The sequence below is a fragment of the uncultured Bacteroides sp. genome (genome assembly GCF_902472605.1).
GTDB lineage: Bacteria > Bacteroidota > Bacteroidia > Bacteroidales > Bacteroidaceae > Phocaeicola.
Window position 1 is genome coordinate 72,859 of record NZ_CABROP010000005.1, and the last position, 21,150, is coordinate 94,008.

Below are 21,150 nucleotides of genomic sequence, written 5' to 3' on the forward strand. Positions count from 1 at the left end.
AAGTACAATGGCAAAAGTTTATCTGGGACTCGGCACGAATTTAGGCGACAAAGAAGCAAATTTACGTACCGCCATTTATAAACTGCAAGAGAGGATAGGGAAACAAGTTTCCCTATCCTCTCTTTATGAAACCGCTCCCTGGGGATTTGAATCGGCCCATAGCTTTCTCAACGCAGCCATCTGCCTGGAAACGCCGCTTGCACCGCTGGAAGTACTACACACCACCCAGGAAATTGAAAAAGAGCTCGGAAGAATGAAAAAATCGGTCAACGGCGTCTATAGCGACCGTCCGATAGACATTGATATCCTTTTATACGACAACCTCATCCTACAGACTCCCGAACTGACCATTCCCCACCCTTTGATGACAGAAAGAGACTTCGTGATGAAACCCTTGGTAGAGATTGCGGGTAATGTAATACATCCAGTACTGCAAGAAAGTCTGTCGGCCCTCTGGCATGAAGCATGAAAAGAACTTCGTATAAAGCTATGTTAAAAACATACTGAAATTGTAATTATTCCAATTATCTCCCTATCTTTGCAAGCGAATTAAAAAGTGGAAAGATTTGAGTAGCTTGCAACCACGGAAAAAAATGCTAAAACACGTAGTTATATTTCCTTGAAGATTACTTCTCTACTCTGTCCGTACACGGATAAACAAAACCATTAACAACTTATTTAATTTACCAAAACAATGGGATACTTATTCACATCCGAATCGGTGTCTGAAGGACACCCCGACAAAGTGGCCGATCAAATTTCGGACGCTGTGCTTGACAAACTGTTGGCTTACGACCCCAGTTCAAAAGTAGCTTGCGAAACGCTGGTAACTACCGGACAGGTAGTGTTGGCAGGAGAAGTGAAAACCAAAGCGTATATCGATTTGCAACGCGTAGCACGCGAAGTGATTAACAAGATAGGCTATACCAAGAGCGAATACATGTTCGAAGGTAACTCTTGCGGCGTATTCTCTGCCATCCACGAACAGAGCCCTGACATCAACCGTGGCGTAGAACGTGAAGACCCGATGAACCAGGGAGCCGGCGACCAGGGTATGATGTTCGGTTATGCAACCAACGAAACAGAGAACTACATGCCGCTGTCACTCGACCTGGCACACAAACTGCTGATGGTGCTGGCCGAAATCCGCCGTGAAGGAAAAGTCATGACTTACCTTCGTCCGGACTCAAAGAGCCAGGTAACCATTGAATACGATGACGACCGTCGTCCGGTACGTATCGATACCATCGTGGTCTCTACCCAGCATGACGAGTTCATCCAGCCGGAAAACGACTCCAAAGAAGCACAACTGAAGGCCGATGAAGAAATGCTGGCCCAAATCCGCAAGGATGTCATCGAAATTCTGATGCCGCGTGTCATTGCTGAAATCCACAACCCGAAAGTACTGGCCTTGTTCAACGACCAGATCAAATATCACGTAAACCCGACCGGTAAGTTTGTTATCGGTGGCCCGCACGGAGATACCGGACTGACAGGCCGTAAGATTATCGTAGATACCTACGGAGGTGCCGGTGCACACGGAGGTGGTGCTTTCTCTGGAAAAGACCCAAGCAAGGTAGACCGTAGTGCGGCATACGCCGCCCGTCACATCGCCAAAAACTTAGTGGCTGCCGGAGTAGCCGACGAAGTATTGGTACAGGTATCTTATGCCATCGGCGTGGCACGTCCTATCAACATCTACGTCAACACTTACGGACGCAGCAAGGTCAACATGACCGATGGAGAAATCGCCAAGAAGGTAGATGAAATCTTCGACATGCGTCCCCGCGCCATCGAAGAACGTCTGAAACTGCGTAACCCGATTTACAGCGAAACAGCCGCTTACGGACACATGGGTCGTGAACCGAAAATCGTGACCAAGCATTTCGAATCGGCTTACGAAGGCAACAAAGACGTAGAAGTGGAACTCTTTACGTGGGAGAAACTGGACTACGTAGACAAAGTGAAAGAAGCTTTCGGACTGAAATAATCCGAATATTTACAATAACCACAGAAAGCAGAAAGAGAATCTCAAAGTTCTCTTCCTGCTTTTTTGTTTTTCTAACCGGCTATTTCAACATGTATTGCCGGGGAGTACACCCTACCGCTGCTTTAAAATATTTGCCAAAGAAAGAAGCGTTCGCAAAATTCAGGAGATCGCCTACCTGCTGGACGGTGTATTGTCCACTTTTCAACAAAGCTTTTGCTTCCAAGATCACATAATCGCGAATCCAATCCGGAGCATGGCGATCGCTCACCTCTAAAATCACCTGCGAAAGATATTTGGGCGTCAAACAAAGTTTTTCGGCATAGAAACACATATTCCGATGTGCTCTATAATGTGTTTGCACCAACTCCAAAAAGTCCTCAAACAGCTTTTCCTGCCTGCTTTCCACTTTACGCACCTGCTGCCGGTTATACTCCAACAACCATTGGCAACCATTGTAAAAGAATACCTGCAAATAGCCCGCAATGGCTTCCAACTTAAATTGATAGTCTGCTTGTTCCAGCTTTTTCCGCATCGAATGATAAAGCATCATACACTCTTCCATCTGAGCTGACGAGATATGAATCAGGGGAGTGGCCGTAAGAAACTTCAAAAACGCCATACTTAAAGAAGATTGTTGACCAGCCAACAAGTGATGGCTGGATAGCCCGATAACTGCGACCTCAGCCTCGGCACTTACTTCCAGACATTCCCCAATCGTACCTGGAAGCACCACCAACACATCATTCTCAGACAATACATATTCTTTCAGCTGCAACCGCACTCGCATAACCCCGCGCAAACAAAACATTACCAAAGTAAAAGTCACCTTAAATGGATAGGAAGGAGACACAAAATCGGAAACCAGCTCCTCCTCCACATTCATTCCAATGTTATCCAGCAAGACCAGTTCATTTTTATAAATCAATGTACGTCCCACATCAGGAAGCATCAACAAATGCAGTTCTTTAAAAAGAGAATCTTCTTTCTTCATCTATTTTGCCCTTTATTTCCTTACAAAGATAGTCCTTTAGAACAGAAAATAAGGGAAAAACAGGTTATTTAATCTACCAATCCAACTTTTCGAACATTTTACAGGCTGATAAGGGTGTAAAGAAAAAAACAAAAAATGTGACCTTTGTATAAAAGAACTTCTAAATCCATACAAATGAAACGATTATTGTTACTCCCCTTCCTCCTCTGGCTGACTTATGGATGCACAGAAAAATCCACACAGACCTTTACTCGCAGCGTGATGTTGACCACTCCCATCCCGTCTGGAGCAGAGAGCATCAAAAACTTCTCTGGAGTAATACAAGAGAGCCATAACATCGGACTGGGGTTCAAAACCGCAGGACAAATTGAAAAAATATACGTAAAAGAAGGAGATTATGTAAAGAAGAGCCAGTTAATCGCCCAGCTGGACCGCACAGACTACCAACTGGGTGTACAGGCTTTGGAAATACAATGCAAGCAACTGGAAGATGAAGTCAAACGGACAGAAGCCTTATATCGCAGCAAAAGTATTTCCATCAACGATTATGAAAAAGCACAGGCCGGACTGCAACAATTGAAAGTACAATTGCAAGTCAACCGTAACAAGCTGGCATATACACGCCTATATACTCCTACCGACGGATACATACAAAGTGTCAATTTCGCTCCGTCGGAAATGGTAGATGCAGGAACCCCTGTCATCAACCTGCTCGATATGCATTCCATGGAAGTAGAAACCGAACTGCCAGCCGAAGTCTATCAACTTCGCTCCCGCTTCCAGCGTATCACCTGTGAACTTCCTTCTGCGAAAGGAGAAGATATTCCCATGAAAATATTGAGCATCACCCCCAAAGCGGATGGTAACCAGTTGTACCAACTGAAACTCACTTTCCAGAAGGAAGCCGACTCACAGCTCAGTGCAGGCATGAACGTCAATGTACGCATCCATATTGCCGGTACTGACAGCCTCCGTACTTCTTTTACGCTTCCTCTGCATGCCCTCATTCAATCACAGGAAGAGACTTACGTTTGGGTGATGAACGCCGACTCTACCGTCAACAAACGGAAAGTGAACTGTAGCGGAATAAACGAAAAAGGTCGCGCTATCATTACAGCCGGACTGAAAGGAGACGAACAAATCATAAAGGCAGGGGTAAATGCCCTGCAGGAGAACGAAAAAGTCCGTGTCATCCATACGGATAATAAAACCAACGTAGGAGGGCTTATCTGATGAAAATAAAACTTACCGAATACTTTATGAAGCGGCCCACCCTGTTCTGGTCGCTCATGACATTCATTCTGATAGCCGGCGTGCTGGCTTTCCTGCAGATGCCCAAGCTGGAAGACCCGGCTGTCTCCGTCAAACAAGCCATGGTCATCGTGCCTTATCCGGGAGCTACCGCTCATGAAGTAGAGCTGAAAGTGGCACAAACCATGGAAGACGAACTCCGCGCCCTTCCCAATGTCAAGAAAATCAAATCGGAATGCCAGAACGGGATGGCTACAATCACCGTCGAATTCCAGATGACCGTTCTCCAAAAAGACTTGGAACAGCACTTCGACCTCCTGCGACGGAAAGTGAACGACAGCCGTTCCAAACTGCCACAAGACTGCTATGACCCGATTGTCATAGACGACATGATGGATGTGTACGGCATCTTCTATGCTTTCACAGGTGAAGGCTACTCGTATCCAGAACTCTACAAGTATGCCAAACTGATACGCCGGGAACTGCTGGGAGTAAAAGGAGTGAAACGTATCCTCATCACGGGTAACCGGGATGAAGTCATTCAAATCACGTTATCGAAAGAGAAGATTGCCCGTAATGGCATTATCCCGACCCAAATCATGATGAGCCTGCAGAATGCCGGGAAAACGGTGAACGCAGGCAGTTACCAGAATGAAAGCGACCGGTTGCCATTGCATGTGAGCAGTGCGGTCACCGATGAAAAAGACATCCGTAACCTGCTCATCCGCACCCCGCAGGGGAAAACCATCCGACTGGGGGATATTGCACAAATAGAACGTACCTATAGCGAGCCGCAAAGAAACGGTTTCTTCGTGGACGGGAAACCGGCTTTGGCTATCTGCCTGACCATGGAAGAAAATGCCATTGTCCCCGATGTGGGAAAAGCTGTGGAAAAACGGCTGGCAGAAATCATGCCACAGATTCCCGTGGGAATGGAAATGGAAAAAATATTCTTCCAGCCCGACAAGGTAAATGAAGCCATCGGCTCCTTTATGGTCAACCTGGTAGAATCGGTCCTGATTGTCATCCTGATTCTGATATTCACCATGGGATTCCGCAGTGGCCTCATCATCGGCTTCGGCCTGATTCTGACCATCGCCGTCTCCTTCCCCATTCTGTTGATGTGTGGCACCACGCTTCAACGCATCTCCCTTGGAGCTTTTATCGTGGCCATGGGAATGCTGGTAGACAATGCCATCGTCATCATGGACGGTATCCTGATTGATAAGGCACGCGGAGTAGGACCGAAAACTTATTTGTACCGCATCGGACAGCACACTGCCATGCCCCTATTAGGAGCTACCCTGATTGCCGTATCGACTTTCCTTGCAGTATATCTTTCTCCCGATTCAGCCGGAGAATATGCCGGCGACCTGTTCCTGGTGCTCTGTGTCAGCTTGCTGGCCAGTTGGATACTGGCATTGACGCAAGTGCCTATGTGTGCCAAATCGTGGCTGCCTGTCCGTGAAAAAACAATCCAACAGCCACAAATATACCATTCCCCGGCCCACCGGTTTATTCGTCGTACCATCAGCCTGCTGGTAGAATACAAAAAGACGACATTGGCTACGGCCTTCATCCTGTTGGCTCTCTGTATATTCGGCATGACGAAGGTGAAAAATCTATTTTTCCCAGATTTCGACTACAAGCAATTCATTGTAGAATATTATCTGCCTTCACAAACCGACCCTGACCGCGTACGAAAAGACCTTTTGGAAATGTCGGCCCTGCTCAAAGAAAACCCTACCATTGAACGAGTATCCACGAGCATGGGAAGTGCACCTGCCCACTACTGTCTGGTACGCCCGATGACCTCAGGAGGCGACTGCTACGGTGAACTGATGGTCGACTGTAAAGATTATGAGACCGTGGTTGCACAAATTCCTGCGATTAGAAAACTCTTGCGCGAACGTTACCCTGACGCATACATCCGTATCCGAAAATACAATTTCTCCATTGCTTCCTCCCACACGGTAGAAGTCGAATTCTCAGGTCCAGATCCTGCCATCTTACGAAAACTGAGCCAACAGGCAGAAGACATTATGCGCCGCTGCCCGTATGTAGACCTTTATTCCGTGGGTAACAACTGGAAACCTAAAGGCAAAACCCTGACAGCCGATTATGTACGCGAAGACGCATTAAGGTCGGGTATTGAGCGAAGTGACGTAGGAAATGCCTTACTGGCCGCTACTGACGGATTACCCATAGGCGTATTGAATGACCAGGACAGGACCGTACTCATCCATCTGCTGGTACGGAATGCCGATGGAAGCCGGATTACCAACCTGAATGATATTCCCGTATGGAGTACGTTGAACCTGCGCATGGACGACAATGAACTGAAAGGTCTGCTGACCGGTTCCACCAAAATGGACGAACTGCAAGACCAGTTGTTCCGTAGCGTACCTCTTGGAAATGTAGCCCGCCAGATTCGACTGGACTGGGAAAATGACTACATCTATCGTCTTAATGGACAGCGAGCCATCGAAGCGGAATGTGACCCCAATACCGACTTATACGAAGCTACTCCGGCAAAAGTTGTTGCTTCCATTCAGAAGGAAATCGAACGCATTCCCCTGCCGGACGGTTACCGGATGCGATGGGTGGGCGAAGGTGAATTGCAAGGAGAGGCCATCGGCAACCTGATGAAATACCTACCTGTGACCCTCTTCATTATATTAGGTATCCTGTTGTTGCTTTTCAACAGTTGGAAAAAAGTAATCCTCATTTTGCTTTGCTTTCCGTTTGTTTTCTGCGGCATCACGCCTTCCTTGTTACTGTTCCGGCAGCCCTTTACCTTCATGGCTATCATCGGAATGATGGGACTTATCGGCATGATGGTGAAAAACGCCATTGTACTGGTCGATGAAATCAACCGCTTGCAACAAGAGGAACATCTTCATCCCTATCATGCCGTGGTGGAAGCCACCGTTTCACGTGTGCGTCCGGTACTGATGGCCTCCCTGACTACCATTGTGGGCATGATTCCACTTGTAAACGACCCGATGTATGGTTCCATGGCCATCACGATTATGGGAGGACTGACCGTAGGTACCCTCATCACCCTTGTACTGCTTCCCATCTTCTATACGGCTCTGTTCCATATACACAAACCCAAATCCATTTCTAACCCTTCATCCATACAATTATGAAACGATACATTTTAATAGGGATATTGTGGCTCGGCTTTCTGACACAGCTTCCTGCACAACACATACTTTCACTCACACAAGCCGATTGCCGGGAACTGGCTCTGCAACGCAACGAGGAGCTACAGAAAGCCACCAACGCCTTACAGCAAGCTGAACTGGACCAGAAGATTGCCTTCAGTTCCTATCTGCCTAAATTCGACGGAATGGTATCGGGTTCCTATATGTTTCCGAATGTCGAAATGACCGGGATGGAACTCCAAATTCATGGCATGTACCTGGCAGGCATCAGTGTGACCCAGCCGTTATATGCAGGAGGAAAAATCAGGGCAGGAAACAAACTGGCCCAGATTGGTCGGGAAAGTGCCGCCGAAAGCAGAAGAAAAACACGCATGGAAGTCATTGCGGAAGCGGACAAGGCCTACTGGAACTACATCGTCGTCCAGCAAAAGGTACGCATGCTGGAAGCGTATCGTACACAAATGGATACCCTATATCAACAGGTAGAAACAGCCGTAAAAGCAGGAATGGGCACAGACAATGAACTGTTGCGAATCACCGCCAAACGAAGCGAAATCAACTATCAGCTACAAAAAGCCCAGAACGGGAACGAACTGTGCCGCTTGGCCCTGTGCCATGTATTAGGCGAACCGTTAGAAACACAGATTCTTCCCACGGACACCCTTATCCAGGTCACGCCTCCTGAACAACTGGAAGAGGGAATTGACTCCCGCCCTGAGTTCAAATTGCTGAAACAGCAGATTGCTGCCCAAGAACAGCAAGTAAAAATGGCCAGAGGGAATATTTTGCCGCAAATAGGACTTTCTGCCGGATATGCCTACTACGGGAACATCAAGCTGAAAGGGATGACCACCGACCCGCAAGGAAACTACATACCTTTTACTCAAAAAATGGATGACGGAATCGGACTGGTCATGGCTTCGGTAAGTATTCCCCTCTTCCATTGGGGAGAAGGACTGAGAAAGGTTAAGAAAGCAAAGCTGGACCTGCAAAATGCCCAACTGGACCTACAACAAAATTCCCGCCTACTCACCATCGAAGTGCGACAGGCCATCCAGAACCTGACCAACGGATATAATCTGGTACAAACTGCCGCACTCGGTTCCAAGGAAGCCCAAGAGAGCCTGCGGGTGATGCGTAACCGCTACACCCACGGTCTCAGCACCCTGACTGACTTGCTGGAAGCACAATCCCAATGGCAACAGGCTGAAAGCAACCGTATCGAAGCATTGACGCAATACAAGATTTATGAAACAGAATACAAACGATGTACCGGACATTTGGAGGAATAACTTTTACCTATAATATTGACTACTACAGACGATGACAAGCATTGCATATAATTGTTTAATCTCTATCTTTGCAAAAATTATTATCCTTTGCAATGAACGATATCAAAAATATATGCGTGTACAGCGCCTCCAGCACAAAAATTGACCCAATCTATTTTGAAGCCGCCGAAAAACTTGGACAAATTCTGGCCCAAAAACACATCAACCTCATCAACGGAGCGGGATGCCTGGGACTCATGTGCCGCATCAGCGATGCCGCACTGGCTGCCGGAGGTACTGTCACCGGTATCATCCCCCACTTTATGGTAGAGCAAGGCTGGCACCACAAAGGCCTGACCCGACTGATAGAAACCAAAGACATGCACGAGCGTAAGGAGCTCATGGCAGATATGTCCGACGGTATCATCGCCCTGCCCGGAGGATGCGGCACCTTGGAAGAGCTGCTTGAAATCATCACCTGGAAGCAGCTTGGACTGTACCTGAAACCCATTGTGATACTGAACATCAACCACTTTTACGACCCGTTGCTGGAAATGCTGCAGCAGGCCATTGACCAACATTTCATGCGGCAGGAACATAAAAATATCTGGCATGTAGCAGAAACACCCGAAGAAGCAGTGGATTTATTGTATACGATTCCCCACTGGAGCAAAGAAATTCGTAAATTTGCGGCCATATGAACGAAGTCAGCCACATAGGTTTTTCACAGATTCAAGAACTTTACGAACAGCACGTAAAGGAAATCGACAATGCCCTGTTGCGTAGCGAAAAAACGCGAAGCTTTACAGGTATGCCAGGAGAACCTCTTCCCTACCAGCTCCGCACCGACTTGCCCATTACCTGTGTGGTCTTTCTGTGTTTCTTTTTGATTATCTATGCCCTGAAAAACGGAAAAAAATATCTGCATCAGCACCTGAAAGGTTTTTTCCGACACAAAGAACGGGCAGGACTGTTTGACGAGATTTCCAATTTCGACATTCGTTATACACTTACATTAGGGAGCATCAGCTGTATATCCGTCAGTCTGTTTATCTATGATTACTTTTCTAAAACCGAAGAGGTATTGTACCAAACCATTCCACACTATGCAATCCTATCGGTATATATACTCTGCATACTCCTGACCATTGGAGTCAAAAGTCTGTTGACTCAATTTATCAACTGGATTTTCTTTGACAAAGAGAAAAACAGCACCTGGATCACGGCCTATTTTGACCTTTTATCTGGAGCTTCTCTTATCCTGTTTCCGCTGGCTTTACTCATCGTTTATTTCAACCTCGACTTTAATTTTTCTAAAACATTCGTACTCATTGTAGTAATTTGTTTCAAAATATTGTTATTTTATAAATGCATTAGAAACTTTTTCAATCATTTTCATGGCGTTTTACATTTAATTCTGTACTTTTGCAGCCTCGAAATTATCCCTCTCCTCTTCCTTTGGAAAGGATTGGCATATATAAACCACATTTTGATTTTAAATTTTTAGTAACGTTGAAAATTAAGAAAGTCCTCGTTTCTCAGCCTAAACCGACGACAGAAAAGTCTCCCTATTTTGACATTGCTGAGAAGTACGGAGTGAAAATAGATTTTCGCCCGTTCATCAAAGTTGAAAGTTTGTCGGCTAAAGAATTCAGACAGCAAAAGGTATCCATATTAGACCATACAGCCGTAGTATTTACCTCACGTCATGCGATTGATCATTTCTTTAGTCTGTGTGCCGAATTGCGCGTAACAATTCCGGAAACGATGAAATATTTCTGTACCTCAGAAACCATTGCATTGTACATCCAGAAGTACGTACAATACCGCAAACGGAAAGTATTCTTCGGTGCTACAGGAAAATTTGCCGACTTGCTTCCATTGATTGTCAAACACAATACCGAGAAATATCTTATCCCGATGTCGGATGTACACAACGATGAGGTGAAAGATTTGCTCGATAAGAATCACATCCAGCATACGGAAGCCGTGATGTACCGTACAGTAAGCAACGACTTTATGCCCGGTGAAGAGTTCAACTACGACATGCTGATTTTCTTCAGCCCGGCAGGTATCCAGTCACTGATGAAAAACTTCCCGAACTTTGAGCAGAAAGACATTGCCATCGGAAGTTTCGGACCGACGACAGCCAAGGCTGTCAAGGACGCAGGTTTGCGCCTCGACTTGGAAGCTCCATCCAGCACCGCTCCTTCCATGCCGGCTGCACTGGATATGTTTATCCGCGAACACAACAAATAAAAAAATAGCAGTGATATAAACAAAGCGAAGCAATAAAGCCATTACTTCGCTTTGTTACTTTTTTATATATGTGTCTATGACCGAGTCTCAAAAACCCACTTTACCGAAGGTAGAACGGCTGAACAGCCGGATACTGATAGAGAAACTCTTTACAGGAGGCAGCAAGTCGCTTCCTGCATTTCCTCTGCGCATTGTCTACATGCCGGTAGAAGGAGATACTCTGCCCATAGCCACCATCCTGATCAGCGTGCCCAAGAAACGATTCAAACGGGCGGTCAAGCGTAACCGTGTGAAACGTCAGATACGCGAGGCCTACCGCAAGCACAAGCAGATTCTGATTGACCCGCTGAAGAATTCGAACAAAAAAGTGGCCCTAGCCTTTATCTGGCTGGACAACGAACTCCATGATTCCGCTGAAGTTGAAGCTAAGGTAGTCAAATTGTTACAACTTACCGCAGAACGTCTGGTATGAGAAAAATCCTGACTTTTCTTCTTTTGCTTCCCATTTACTTTTACCGGAACTGTATTTCTCCTTTCACACCCCCTTCCTGCCGTTTTACACCCACGTGTTCACAATATGCCATTGAAGCCATTAAAAAACACGGTCCGCTGAAAGGATTATATTTGGCCATACGGCGCATTCTCCGCTGCCATCCGTGGGGAGGCTCCGGATACGACCCGGTTCCTTAATCTTCTGCTTTATGGTTGAGACTCCTTTTTTCGACACACATACCCATCACCTTCCTCACGATGCACAGACCACTGCTATTCTCAGCTGCAGCATGGCAAAATCCACTTCTGTGGCATTTCAACAGGCCCAGTTTCTCTCTGTCAGTCTTCACCCTTGGTACCTGTCGGCAGAAAATCTTCCGTCACAAATAAACTGGATGAAACATTGCCTTTCTTCCGACCCACGGGTAGTAGCCATAGGAGAAGCAGGGCTCGACAAACTGTGTGACACCCCTTTCCCGCTGCAACAAAAGGCCTTTCAGGCAGCCATCTACTTATCAGAACAATACCATCTCCCGCTCCTTATTCATGCCGTCAAGGCCACCACAGAGCTTCTGGCGCTCCAAAAGAAACATCATCCTGCGCAACCCTGGATTATCCACGGATTCAGAGGGAAAAAAGAACTGGCCGAAGACCTGCTCCGGCACGGATTTTATCTCTCCTTTGGAAAGAAATACCAAGAAAAAGCCTTGTCTGCCGTACCAGTAGAAAGATTGCTGCTGGAAAGCGATGAAGAAAACATCGATTTCCAGGCCTTCTATTCCGAAGTTGCCTCCGTGCGCGGAACGGCCCCGGAAAGCCTCATCAAAGCCCTCCACGAAAATGCTAACCATCTCTTTTTTAATCGCTAAAAATTGGTTATTCAGAGAAAGTGTCGTACTTTTGCTCCAGTATTAAATAAAATGTTAAACTAAGAATTTCATTCGATGAATTTTGTAGATGAACTAAGATGGCGTGGAATGATACATACCATGATGCCAGGAACAGAAGAACTGCTGAAGAAGGAAATGGTGACGGCTTACTTGGGTATTGACCCGACAGCCGACTCGTTGCATATCGGTCACCTGTGTGGCGTGATGATGTTGCGTCATTTCCAACGCTGCGGCCACAAGCCACTGGCACTGGTAGGCGGTGCTACTGGTATGATTGGAGACCCTTCAGGCAAGTCACAGGAACGCAACTTGCTGGACGAGGAAACCCTGCGCCACAATCAGGAGTGTATCAAGAAGCAGTTGGGCAAATTCCTCGATTTTGAATCGGATGCCCCGAACCGTGCAGAACTGGTAAACAACTACGACTGGATGAAAGACTTCTCTTTCCTGGATTTTGCCCGCACCGTAGGAAAACACATCACCGTGAACTACATGATGGCAAAGGAATCCGTACAAAAACGTCTGAACGGAGAAGCCCGCGACGGTCTGTCTTTCACAGAATTTACTTATCAGCTGTTGCAAGGATACGACTTCCTGCATCTGTATGAAACCAAGAACTGCAAACTTCAATTAGGTGGTTCCGACCAGTGGGGAAACATCACGACTGGTGCCGAACTGATTCGCCGTACCAACGGAGGAGAAGTGTTTGCCCTGACTTGCCCGCTGATTACAAAAGCCGACGGAGGCAAATTCGGAAAGACAGAATCAGGAAACATCTGGCTGGATCCCCGTTATACTTCTCCTTACAAGTTCTATCAGTTCTGGCTGAACGTAAGCGATGAAGATGCCAAACGCTATATCAAGATTTTCACTTCTCTGAGCAAGGAAGAAATTGAAGGCCTGATTGCCGAACACGACCAAGCTCCTGAAGCACGTGTGCTCCAGAAACGTCTGGCCAAGGAAGTGACCATCATGGTTCACTCGGAAGCCGATTACAATGCGGCAGTGGAAGCTTCTGGCATCCTGTTTGGAAAAGCCACTTCAGACGCTCTGAAGAGACTGGACGAAGACACCCTGCTTTCTGTATTTGAAGGGGTTCCTCAGTTTGAAGTATCCAAGACGGATATCGAAGCCGGAATCAAGGCCGTAGACTTGTTTACGGAGAAAGCAGCCATCTTCCCGTCAAAAGGTGAAATGCGTAAGCTGGTTCAAGGCGGTGGCGTTTCATTGAACAAGGAAAAACTAACGGCTTTCGACCAGGAAATCACCGCAGCCGACCTGTTGGATGAAAAATACCTGCTCGTACAGCGTGGAAAGAAGAACTATTATCTGGTTATCGCCAAATAAATTCTTTTAGAAAAAAGATACCAGAAGGCTGTCTCAATTCCATTTGGGACAGCCTTTCTTTTGCCCCTAACTCTCTATCCAATAATAAGAAACAAGCAGCCAGTACTTTCAGGTCAGTACAGCAGTACTCCCTAAGCAGTACTCCAGTACTTCCTTGAAAGTACTAAAGTACTGCTTAGGGAGTACTGGCATGAGATGAAAACAAACGATGCCGACCACCTGCCCACATGGCTATAGACGTCATCCAATGGCATTTGAATGATAGCCCAGAGAATAAAAATACCGGCTGACTCCTGATGAATCAACCGGCATTTTTTTGTATCTCCGAAAGGCAACCCTTCCGGAAACTTCAGCATTTATTTCTTTGCATCCAGTTCTTTAAGCAGTTCGTCTACTGCCGCCTTCAACTGCGTATCTTCTCCTTTCACAATGGTTTCGGGCGCGTTCAGCACATACACATCCGGCTCCAGTTCCTTGTTTTCCAAGTAACTTCCGTCCGGCAGACGGTAACCGATGACTGGAATACCGTAAATCAAATCCGGATCTTGCATCCGTACCCAGTTTACGCTGGTCATGGTACCCGGAACCGGTGCACCTACCAACTTGCCGATTCCCTGATGCTTGTACACCCACGGCGTACCGTGTGCATTCGAGTAATTGGCCTCGCACTGCAACATGATGGAAGGCTTGTTCCAGCGACGGCTCGGCATGTCGCAGGCTTCCCGTCCGCGGATAACCTGTGTCAGGTATTTGTGTCCGCTGAACAACACTTCGATGTCTTCATGCAGACGGCCTCCTCCGTTGAAACGCGTATCGATGACGATGCCTTCCCGGTTGTTGTATTTACCCAAAATATCCGAATAGATGGTACGGAAACTGCCGTCATCCATGGATTCGATATGCACGTATCCCAAGCGACCATTCGACCATTTGTCCACATCTGCCGCACGCTGTTTTACCCAACGTTCGTACAACAGGGCGCTCAAAGCTCCGCCGCTGATGGGTTTCACCACTTCATCCCAACGAGCTTTCGACTGGGGATCGTAGAAGGAAACCAAGACCTTCTTGCCAGCCTTTCCGTTCAGCAACGCCGCGAAATCACCCTCAGCCGACTGTCCGTCAATCTTCTCAATCACCACACCTGGTTTTACCTGTGTCGTTTTCCGGTCGAACGGACCTTTTTCCACTACTTCGTCCACCTTTATGCCTTTACCCGTGTAATTCCAGTCATACAGCAATCCTAAGCTGGCTGTCGCTTCCTTGGCTGCCGGACGGTAACGCCCTCCTGTGTGCGATACGTTCAGTTCGCCCAGCAGTTCGCTCAGCATTTCCGCATAGTCATACTTATTGTTAATATGCGGCAAGAAACGGCGGTAATTAGCCGTCATGGCCTTCCAGTCGACTCCGTGCATATTGACATCATAAAAACGTTTCTGTTCCTCACGGCACATGTTATCGTACATGTAAGCCCGTTCAGCCGCCAAGTCCAATTTCATTTCCGCCCGATAAGAAATCGGTTTCAGCTTCTCTCCGCTCATGTCCATCTTCTGCATGGAGCCCGAACCTAATACGAATAGATTCTTTCCTTCCTTGTCCATTTCCATGTCGGCCCATCCGGAACCCATCTTGTGCAACAGTTTCGTTTCATGTTTGCGCAAATCCAGTTTCCACATGTCGAAGCCCCGCTCAAAAGCTGACAGATAATACAGGCTTTCTCCGTCCTTGGAAAGAATGGCCGAAGCGATGTTCGATGAATTCGGAGTCAGACGCACGATGCGGTCCTGAATACCCTCCAGTTCCACCACGATGTCTTTCACCTTGTCAGCCTCTTCTTTCTTGTCTTTATCCTCTTTCTTATCGTCCTTTTTTCCGTCTTTCTTTTCCGCAGCCTTTTCCTGTTCTTTCTCCAGTTCCTTCTGCAACTCATAATCCTCCTTGCTCATGCGGTACTTGTCGTAGGCGTCCTGGTTCACAAAGACCATCATCACGTCATCCTGTGAGCCCCAGGAAGCATGGCTGCGCATTCCGTAACGCTCGGTAGTGAACAAGATGGCATTGCCGTCCATGGTCCATTTCGGTGAACCGCTGGTGTAACCACTGTTGGTCAGGTTCACGAGTTTACCCTTTCCGTCGGCACTGACCAAAGCGATGTCGGTATACGGATCGTGCTTGTTACCGATAAATTCCAGCGTAAACCATTTTCCGTCGGGTGACCACGCATAATGGAATCCTCCGCTCAGTTCATACCACGTACTTCCATCAGTGATTTCACGTACTTTGTTCGTTTCCAGATTCAGCACTTTCAGACGGATACGGTCTTCGATGAAAGCCACTTCCTTGCCGTCGGGTGAGAACTTCGGATACATCCGTTCCACGGTCTTGGAAGGCAACAGCACTTCTTCCTTAATCAAAGTGGCATTCGGGAAATTCAAATCCTCTTTCCGTTCAATTTCCGCCTTGTAAAGCTGCCAGTTTCCTTCCCGCTCACTGGCATATACCAGTGTACGATTATCTGCTCCGAAAGACAGTCCCTCTTCCGCTTCCGGTGTATGCGTAATCTGCTTGGTCGTACCATATTCCACAGAAGTCACGAACACCTCTCCACGCACAATGAAAGCCACCTGCTTGCCGTCGGGCGAAACCACTGCTTCCGATGCCCCTCTCGTATAGGTCAGCGTCACCGGAATATCCTCGTCATCGCGTGTCAGTGAAATGGCAACTTTTGCCGGTTTTCCACCTTGAGCCTGTGTATAAATTTCTCCATTATACGTATAGCACAGCGTTCCGTCACTTCCCATAGAAAGGAAACGCACCGGATTTGTAGAGAAAGAAGTCAGCGGCTTCACCTGGTCCGGGTGATCCAGCGAGAACGAATACACATTAAATGAACCTTTGTTGCGTTCACTCAGGAAGAATACTTCCTTTCCATCGGCCGACCACACCGGGTTACGGTCTTCTCCTGCCCGTTTGGTCAGGTTGGTATGCTTGCCCGAAGTCATGTCGTACATCCAGATGTCCCGGGTAATGGAAGAAGTGTGGTGCTTGCGCCATTCATCCTCAAAACCTTTCCGATCCTGATACAGGAACTTGTCGCCCGTCGCATTGAAGCAAACCATTTCGGCAGGCGTACCCAGAATCTGTTCCGTTTTTCCTCCTTCTGCCGGTACCTTATACAATTCCGTCATGGCAGAAGTCGGGAACAGTGCACTGCTGGCCGGGTCCTGAATACTGGCCGAGAACACAATGTACTTTCCGTCTGGTGTGAAAGCAGAAGGAATTTCTGAAGCCGAGTTAGTGGTCAATCTGCGAGCCGAGCCGCCGTTGGCCGACATCACAAACACATCCGTATTCCCAAAGCGGTCGCTGGCAAAGGCAATCTGCTTGCCGTCGGGCGACCACACCGGAGACGATTCATAAGAATCCTGGGTAGTCAGCTGTACCGCCTCCCCCCCTTTGGAAGCTACCTTGTAGATGTCTCCCTTGTAACAAAACAAAATTTCTTTTCCGTCTGGGGAAATACGCACGTCACGCATCCACAACGGAGTAACCGCCATGGCACAAGTCACTGTGCTTCCCAGTACTAATGCAGACAATATTTTCTTCATCATAATCAAATGGTTTTGAAAACAAAGGTAAGGATTCCCCGCAGAAACGGAAAAAAAGTCAGAATTTATTTGGAAAGTATTCCTAAAAACATTTATCTTTGCAACGTTTTCCGAGGAAAACAACATAAAGTTTGGACTATGGTGTAATGGCAGCACAACAGGTTTTGGTTCTGTTTGTCCAAGTTCGAATCTTGGTAGTCCAACGAGAAAAGTCCTTGAAAGAAGTTTCTTTCAAGGACTTTTTCTATTCTTTTTTCTTCATTCAAAAACATCTTGAAGCTTTCACAGTCTTTCCTTCACACTCCATTCAACTAAATACCTAAAAATAAACCCGCCCTTGATAAAATAAATATCAAAAGCGGGTAAAATAGCTATGTCAAATTAAATTCATATCATAGCCAGCGTATTAATAGTCTGTTGTTGTCTGTTGATTTTCCAATCCTAGCAGAACCAAATTCCAACCTTTAAATACAAACCAAAGTGCAACCAAAGAAATAAATCCTACTACCACACCTGTCAAAGGGAACAAATCAATAAAAGCTCCGACCAATAACACAATCATACTATTACGCAAATATCCGGCACCTTTTTGACCCTCTGCACCCAATGTAGCAGACTGTTTCATGGCACCGTATCCCATAAATTCAAAAATGAAGCCAATAATCAAAAAAATACCTGCAATAATACCTCCCAATAAAGGAATCCATCCAAATATTACAGCTACTATTCCCAGAATCACTGCCACTTTCAAACGGGAAACTCCCTTCGCTCCGTTGCTATCAAGATTTTCTTTCAATTTACCCAACCCTATAAAGTAGACAATCAATCCTAACAGCGCTGCTATACCTGTCAGTAAATTATCTCCAATACTATCGTATACATGCAGCAAAATAGCCAATAAAATCAAATAAGCTCCCTGACTTCCCCGATGATTCCATTGAATACCAAGGCTACCTTTCGCCATGAAAACAGCAATCAATAAAGCAATCAAACTGACATAATCCAGCCACATCGGCATACCGGGTATCAATGTCAACAAAGCCAAGAAGAGTCCCCCACCCGCCAATATCAAAAATGGCATCGGTAAAGACTTTCCTAAAGTCTTATAAAAAGAATAAAGCGCCAAATCCCCCCCTACAATTCCAATTATCTGACAACACAAAACCGGAATATCCAAATTGGGTACCCCCAACAATGAACCTACCAACGATCCCAAATCAGGTAACAGCGTACACGCAAGCAGTAACATACAAAATTGTAACTGCAAAAATTTTTGTTTTGCTTCCATAGTAATATAGTTTTAAAAATAAAATTGTAGAAACAAATTTAATTATTTCAACTAAAAAAACAAAGAAATTACTCTTTATTATATAACTTCATTTACATTTTAAAGCCAAGTGGATAGAAATCGTAAAAGTATTCACATCCTTTCCCTCATTCATCCTAAAAAAGCATTTTCCAGAAAATAAGCATAAAAACTTCTTCATGCAAACGTCACCTCCTGGCAATCATTCTGTAACATGGAAAACCGACCTTTGGGCAGACTTTAAAAAGGAGGTTAAAATGGAAATCAATGGAAGTAAATATGTAGTGGAATGTACTCCCGATGGAGCCTATTATGCTTATCTGTCCAACCACGAGCAATGCTTTGCCTACGGCGAGACGGAAGAAGAGGCGCTGGAAAACCTGGAAGACGCTGCAGAAGAATTTTATGGCGAAATCAATTCTATTTTCTATATCGAAGACATAGCCTGATACTATTTGAACACATTGTAAAAATAAATTGCCGATATTTAGTCATTTCTCAAAGCCATTTCCGCGGGATGCCGAAATGGCTTTTCTCTTTTCCTTCCCCACTCGTGGATGAAACAAGTTATTCACCTGACAGTCACACGCTTGTAATATGCTTTCTCTTCCTTTGTGAAGCGTTAAGAAAAACATATATCTATGGAAGATAGACCTTATTACCGAACCATCGTGGTTTCGGATATCCACCTGGGGACCACCCATTCAAAGGTGGATCAAATCAGCGATTTTCTGAGCAGAGTCGATTGCGGACGACTGATTCTGAACGGTGACATCATCGACGGATGGCACTTGCAGAAATCGGGTATCAGCAAATGGAAGCCGGCACATACGCATTTCTTCAAAATCATCATGAAGATGATGGAAAAGCATGGCACGGAAATCATTTACATCCGCGGAAACCATGATGACTTTCTGGACAACCTTGCCCCGTTGCAGTTTGCCAATCTGACCATCACGAAAGATTACATACTGGAAAGCAACGGCAAGCATTATTTCGTGACGCACGGCGATGTGTTCGACAAGGTAACCACCCAAATGAAATGGCTGGCCAAGCTCGGCGACATGGGCTATACGCTGCTGTTGTGGCTCAACAGCCAGTACAACCGCTACCGGGTGAAAAAAGGAAAACCTTACTTCTCGCTCTCGCAGGCCATCAAACAGAAAGTGAAATCGGCCGTGTCTTATATTTCCGACTTTGAAAACGTGTTGGTGGATTTCGCTCGCAGACGCCAGTGTGAAGGAGTGATTTGCGGCCATATCCATCATCCGGAAAACCGCATGATCAATCACATCCACTACCTGAACTCGGGCGACTGGGTGGAAACGATGTCGGCCTTGACGGAAGATGAAAACGGGGTGTGGAAAGTAGTGTATTACACCGAACTGGCACAGCAAGCCGACAGAAAGAAAGAAAACAATCATGTTATACCTTTACCGATTGCCTCATGAAAGTGCTGTTTATCGTACAAGGAGAAGGACGCGGCCACCTCACACAGGCCATATCCATGGAGAAGTTGCTCCGAAGCAACGGACACGAAGTAATGGAAGTACTCGTAGGAAAAAGTGAATCCAGAAGACTTCCCGGATTTTTCACACGAAACATCCAGGCTCCTGTCCGGCAATTCACCAGCCCGAATTTCCTGCCCACTCATGCCAATAAGCGGGTAAACCTGACTAGAAGTGTACTCTACAATCTAATGAAGCTTCCAGAATATGCGGAAAGCATCTGCTTTATTCACCATCGCATCCAGGAAACGGAGGCCGATCTGGTCCTCAATTTCTATGAACTGCTTACCGGACTGACTTATCTCTTCTTCCGTCCGTCGGTACCTCAAATCTGTATCGGACACCAGTATCTGTTCCTGCACCCGCAGTTCAAATTACCCAAGAAAAACAAAGGAAGCCTGTTCATGCTCAACTTCTTCACCCGGCTGACAGCACTGGGGGCTTCGCAGAAACTGGCCCTCTCTTTCCGGGCCATGCCACAAGACAAACACCAACATATCAGTGTAGTGCCTCCCTTGTTGCGTCAGGACGTACTGCAACAGGAAAGTCAACCGGGCGATTATATCCACGGCTACATGTTGAATGCCGGATTCTCAGAAAACATTCTCCAATGGCATCAGAAACATCCGGAAGTACCCTTGCGTTTCTTTTGGGACCACTGGGAAGAAGAGCCGGTGAAAAAAATCGATGACACGCTTTCTTTTTACCAGCTCGACGACGTGGAGTTCCTGCGTCAGATGGCAGGCTGCAAGGCCTACGCCAGCACGGCCGGATTTGAATCCGTGTGCGAAGCCATGTACCTTGGAAAACCCATCCTGATGGTACCGGCCCACATCGAGCAGGAATGTAATGCCTTCGATGCCCAGCAGAACGGCGCCGGCATCATTGACCGGAATTTCAACCTGAGCAACTTGTTACGCTTTTCGCAGACCTATAAACCGAACCGACCGTTCACACAATGGGTAAGGTCGGCCGAGTACATCATACTGAATGAAATAGAGCGCTTTGTCCCGCAAAACAACCTGCATGGCATGTATATGGTGGAAGAGTTTGTGTAAAAAAGTCTAAAT

Annotated in this window: 18 protein-coding genes and 1 tRNA gene; 16 read left to right on the top strand and 3 right to left on the bottom strand. The window is 46.5% G+C overall.

All coding sequences use genetic code 11. From position 1 onward, the window contains the following. Positions 1-7 precede the first annotated feature (7 nt). Positions 8-469, top strand: a complete 462-nt coding sequence (gene folK / locus RDP42_RS02260) for a 2-amino-4-hydroxy-6-hydroxymethyldihydropteridine diphosphokinase (RefSeq protein ID WP_308762350.1) — start codon at positions 8-10, stop codon at positions 467-469. Positions 470-694: 225 nt separating this feature from the next. Continuing rightward, positions 695-1,990 carry a methionine adenosyltransferase gene (metK, locus tag RDP42_RS02265; protein ID WP_204475543.1) on the top strand — a complete coding sequence of 432 codons (1,296 nt, stop codon included), beginning with the start codon at positions 695-697 and terminating at the stop codon, positions 1,988-1,990. A gap of 79 nt (positions 1,991-2,069) precedes the next feature. On the opposite strand, the gene RDP42_RS02270 is transcribed toward metK, so the two are convergent. Then, positions 2,070-2,981 carry a helix-turn-helix domain-containing protein gene (locus RDP42_RS02270; protein WP_308762351.1) on the bottom strand — a complete coding sequence of 304 codons (912 nt, stop codon included), beginning with the start codon at positions 2,979-2,981 and terminating at the stop codon, positions 2,070-2,072. Positions 2,982-3,155: 174 nt separating this feature from the next. On the opposite strand from RDP42_RS02270, the gene RDP42_RS02275 reads away from it, so the two are divergent. The 10 genes from RDP42_RS02275 to tyrS all read left to right on the top strand — a co-directional run bounded on the left by RDP42_RS02275 (position 3,156) and on the right by tyrS (position 13,661). Continuing rightward, positions 3,156-4,214, top strand: a complete 1,059-nt coding sequence (locus RDP42_RS02275; RefSeq protein ID WP_308762352.1) for an efflux RND transporter periplasmic adaptor subunit — start codon at positions 3,156-3,158, stop codon at positions 4,212-4,214. Positions 4,215-4,240: 26 nt separating this feature from the next. Beyond that, positions 4,241-7,384 carry an efflux RND transporter permease subunit gene (locus tag RDP42_RS02280; protein WP_308762353.1) on the top strand — a complete coding sequence of 1,048 codons (3,144 nt, stop codon included), beginning with the start codon at positions 4,241-4,243 and terminating at the stop codon, positions 7,382-7,384. After that, on the top strand, positions 7,381-8,694 hold the full coding sequence (locus RDP42_RS02285; protein WP_308762354.1) for a TolC family protein: 1,314 nt from the start codon (positions 7,381-7,383) through the stop codon (positions 8,692-8,694). Before RDP42_RS02280 ends, RDP42_RS02285 begins: the two co-directional genes overlap by 4 nt. 92 nt (positions 8,695-8,786) lie before the next feature. Further along, entirely contained in the window at positions 8,787-9,374 is a 588-nt protein-coding gene (locus RDP42_RS02290) for a TIGR00730 family Rossman fold protein (RefSeq protein ID WP_308762355.1), read from the top strand. Next, positions 9,371-10,180, top strand: coding sequence for a DUF4271 domain-containing protein (locus tag RDP42_RS02295; protein ID WP_308762357.1), 810 nt, complete (start codon positions 9,371-9,373; stop codon positions 10,178-10,180). The genes RDP42_RS02290 and RDP42_RS02295 overlap by 4 nt, the downstream gene beginning before the upstream one ends. Positions 10,181-10,185: 5 nt before the next feature. Beyond that, positions 10,186-10,932 carry a uroporphyrinogen-III synthase gene (locus tag RDP42_RS02300; RefSeq protein WP_303914781.1) on the top strand — a complete coding sequence of 249 codons (747 nt, stop codon included), beginning with the start codon at positions 10,186-10,188 and terminating at the stop codon, positions 10,930-10,932. A 76-nt stretch (positions 10,933-11,008) separates the two neighbouring features. Then, complete coding sequence (locus RDP42_RS02305; RefSeq protein ID WP_308762358.1) at positions 11,009-11,404, top strand: ribonuclease P protein component; 396 nt, start codon at positions 11,009-11,011, stop codon at positions 11,402-11,404. Next, complete coding sequence (gene yidD / locus RDP42_RS02310; RefSeq protein ID WP_022353779.1) at positions 11,401-11,622, top strand: membrane protein insertion efficiency factor YidD; 222 nt, start codon at positions 11,401-11,403, stop codon at positions 11,620-11,622. The genes RDP42_RS02305 and yidD overlap by 4 nt, the downstream gene beginning before the upstream one ends. A gap of 11 nt (positions 11,623-11,633) precedes the next feature. Further along, complete coding sequence (locus RDP42_RS02315) at positions 11,634-12,293, top strand: TatD family hydrolase (RefSeq protein WP_308762359.1); 660 nt, start codon at positions 11,634-11,636, stop codon at positions 12,291-12,293. A 75-nt stretch (positions 12,294-12,368) separates the two neighbouring features. Next, the gene (gene tyrS, locus RDP42_RS02320) at positions 12,369-13,661 is read left to right on the top strand and encodes a tyrosine--tRNA ligase (RefSeq protein WP_177867199.1); all 1,293 of its coding nucleotides are present in this window, start codon (positions 12,369-12,371) and stop codon (positions 13,659-13,661) included. A gap of 356 nt (positions 13,662-14,017) precedes the next feature. On the opposite strand, the gene RDP42_RS02325 is transcribed toward tyrS, so the two are convergent. Then, complete coding sequence (locus RDP42_RS02325) at positions 14,018-17,266, bottom strand: S41 family peptidase (protein ID WP_308762373.1); 3,249 nt, start codon at positions 17,264-17,266, stop codon at positions 14,018-14,020. A 132-nt stretch (positions 17,267-17,398) separates the two neighbouring features. Here RDP42_RS02325 and RDP42_RS02330 point away from each other — a divergent pair. Next, a tRNA-Gln gene (locus tag RDP42_RS02330) sits at positions 17,399-17,469 on the top strand. Between the two features lie 203 nt (positions 17,470-17,672). Here the strand turns inward: RDP42_RS02330 and RDP42_RS02335 are convergent. Further along, entirely contained in the window at positions 17,673-18,554 is an 882-nt protein-coding gene (locus RDP42_RS02335; RefSeq protein WP_308762360.1) for a hypothetical protein, read from the bottom strand. Positions 18,555-18,829: 275 nt separating this feature from the next. Between RDP42_RS02335 and RDP42_RS02340 the strand changes: the two genes are divergently transcribed. The 3 genes from RDP42_RS02340 to RDP42_RS02350 all read left to right on the top strand — a co-directional run bounded on the left by RDP42_RS02340 (position 18,830) and on the right by RDP42_RS02350 (position 21,138). Beyond that, positions 18,830-19,021 (top strand): type II toxin-antitoxin system HicB family antitoxin, encoded by a 192-nt coding sequence (locus RDP42_RS02340; RefSeq protein WP_308762361.1) that lies wholly within the window; start codon positions 18,830-18,832, stop codon positions 19,019-19,021. Between the two features lie 192 nt (positions 19,022-19,213). Beyond that, complete coding sequence (locus tag RDP42_RS02345) at positions 19,214-20,023, top strand: UDP-2,3-diacylglucosamine diphosphatase (RefSeq protein ID WP_308762362.1); 810 nt, start codon at positions 19,214-19,216, stop codon at positions 20,021-20,023. Next, on the top strand, positions 20,020-21,138 hold the full coding sequence (locus tag RDP42_RS02350) for a glycosyltransferase family protein (protein ID WP_308762363.1): 1,119 nt from the start codon (positions 20,020-20,022) through the stop codon (positions 21,136-21,138). Before RDP42_RS02345 ends, RDP42_RS02350 begins: the two co-directional genes overlap by 4 nt. The last annotated feature ends 12 nt before the right edge of the window (positions 21,139-21,150 follow it).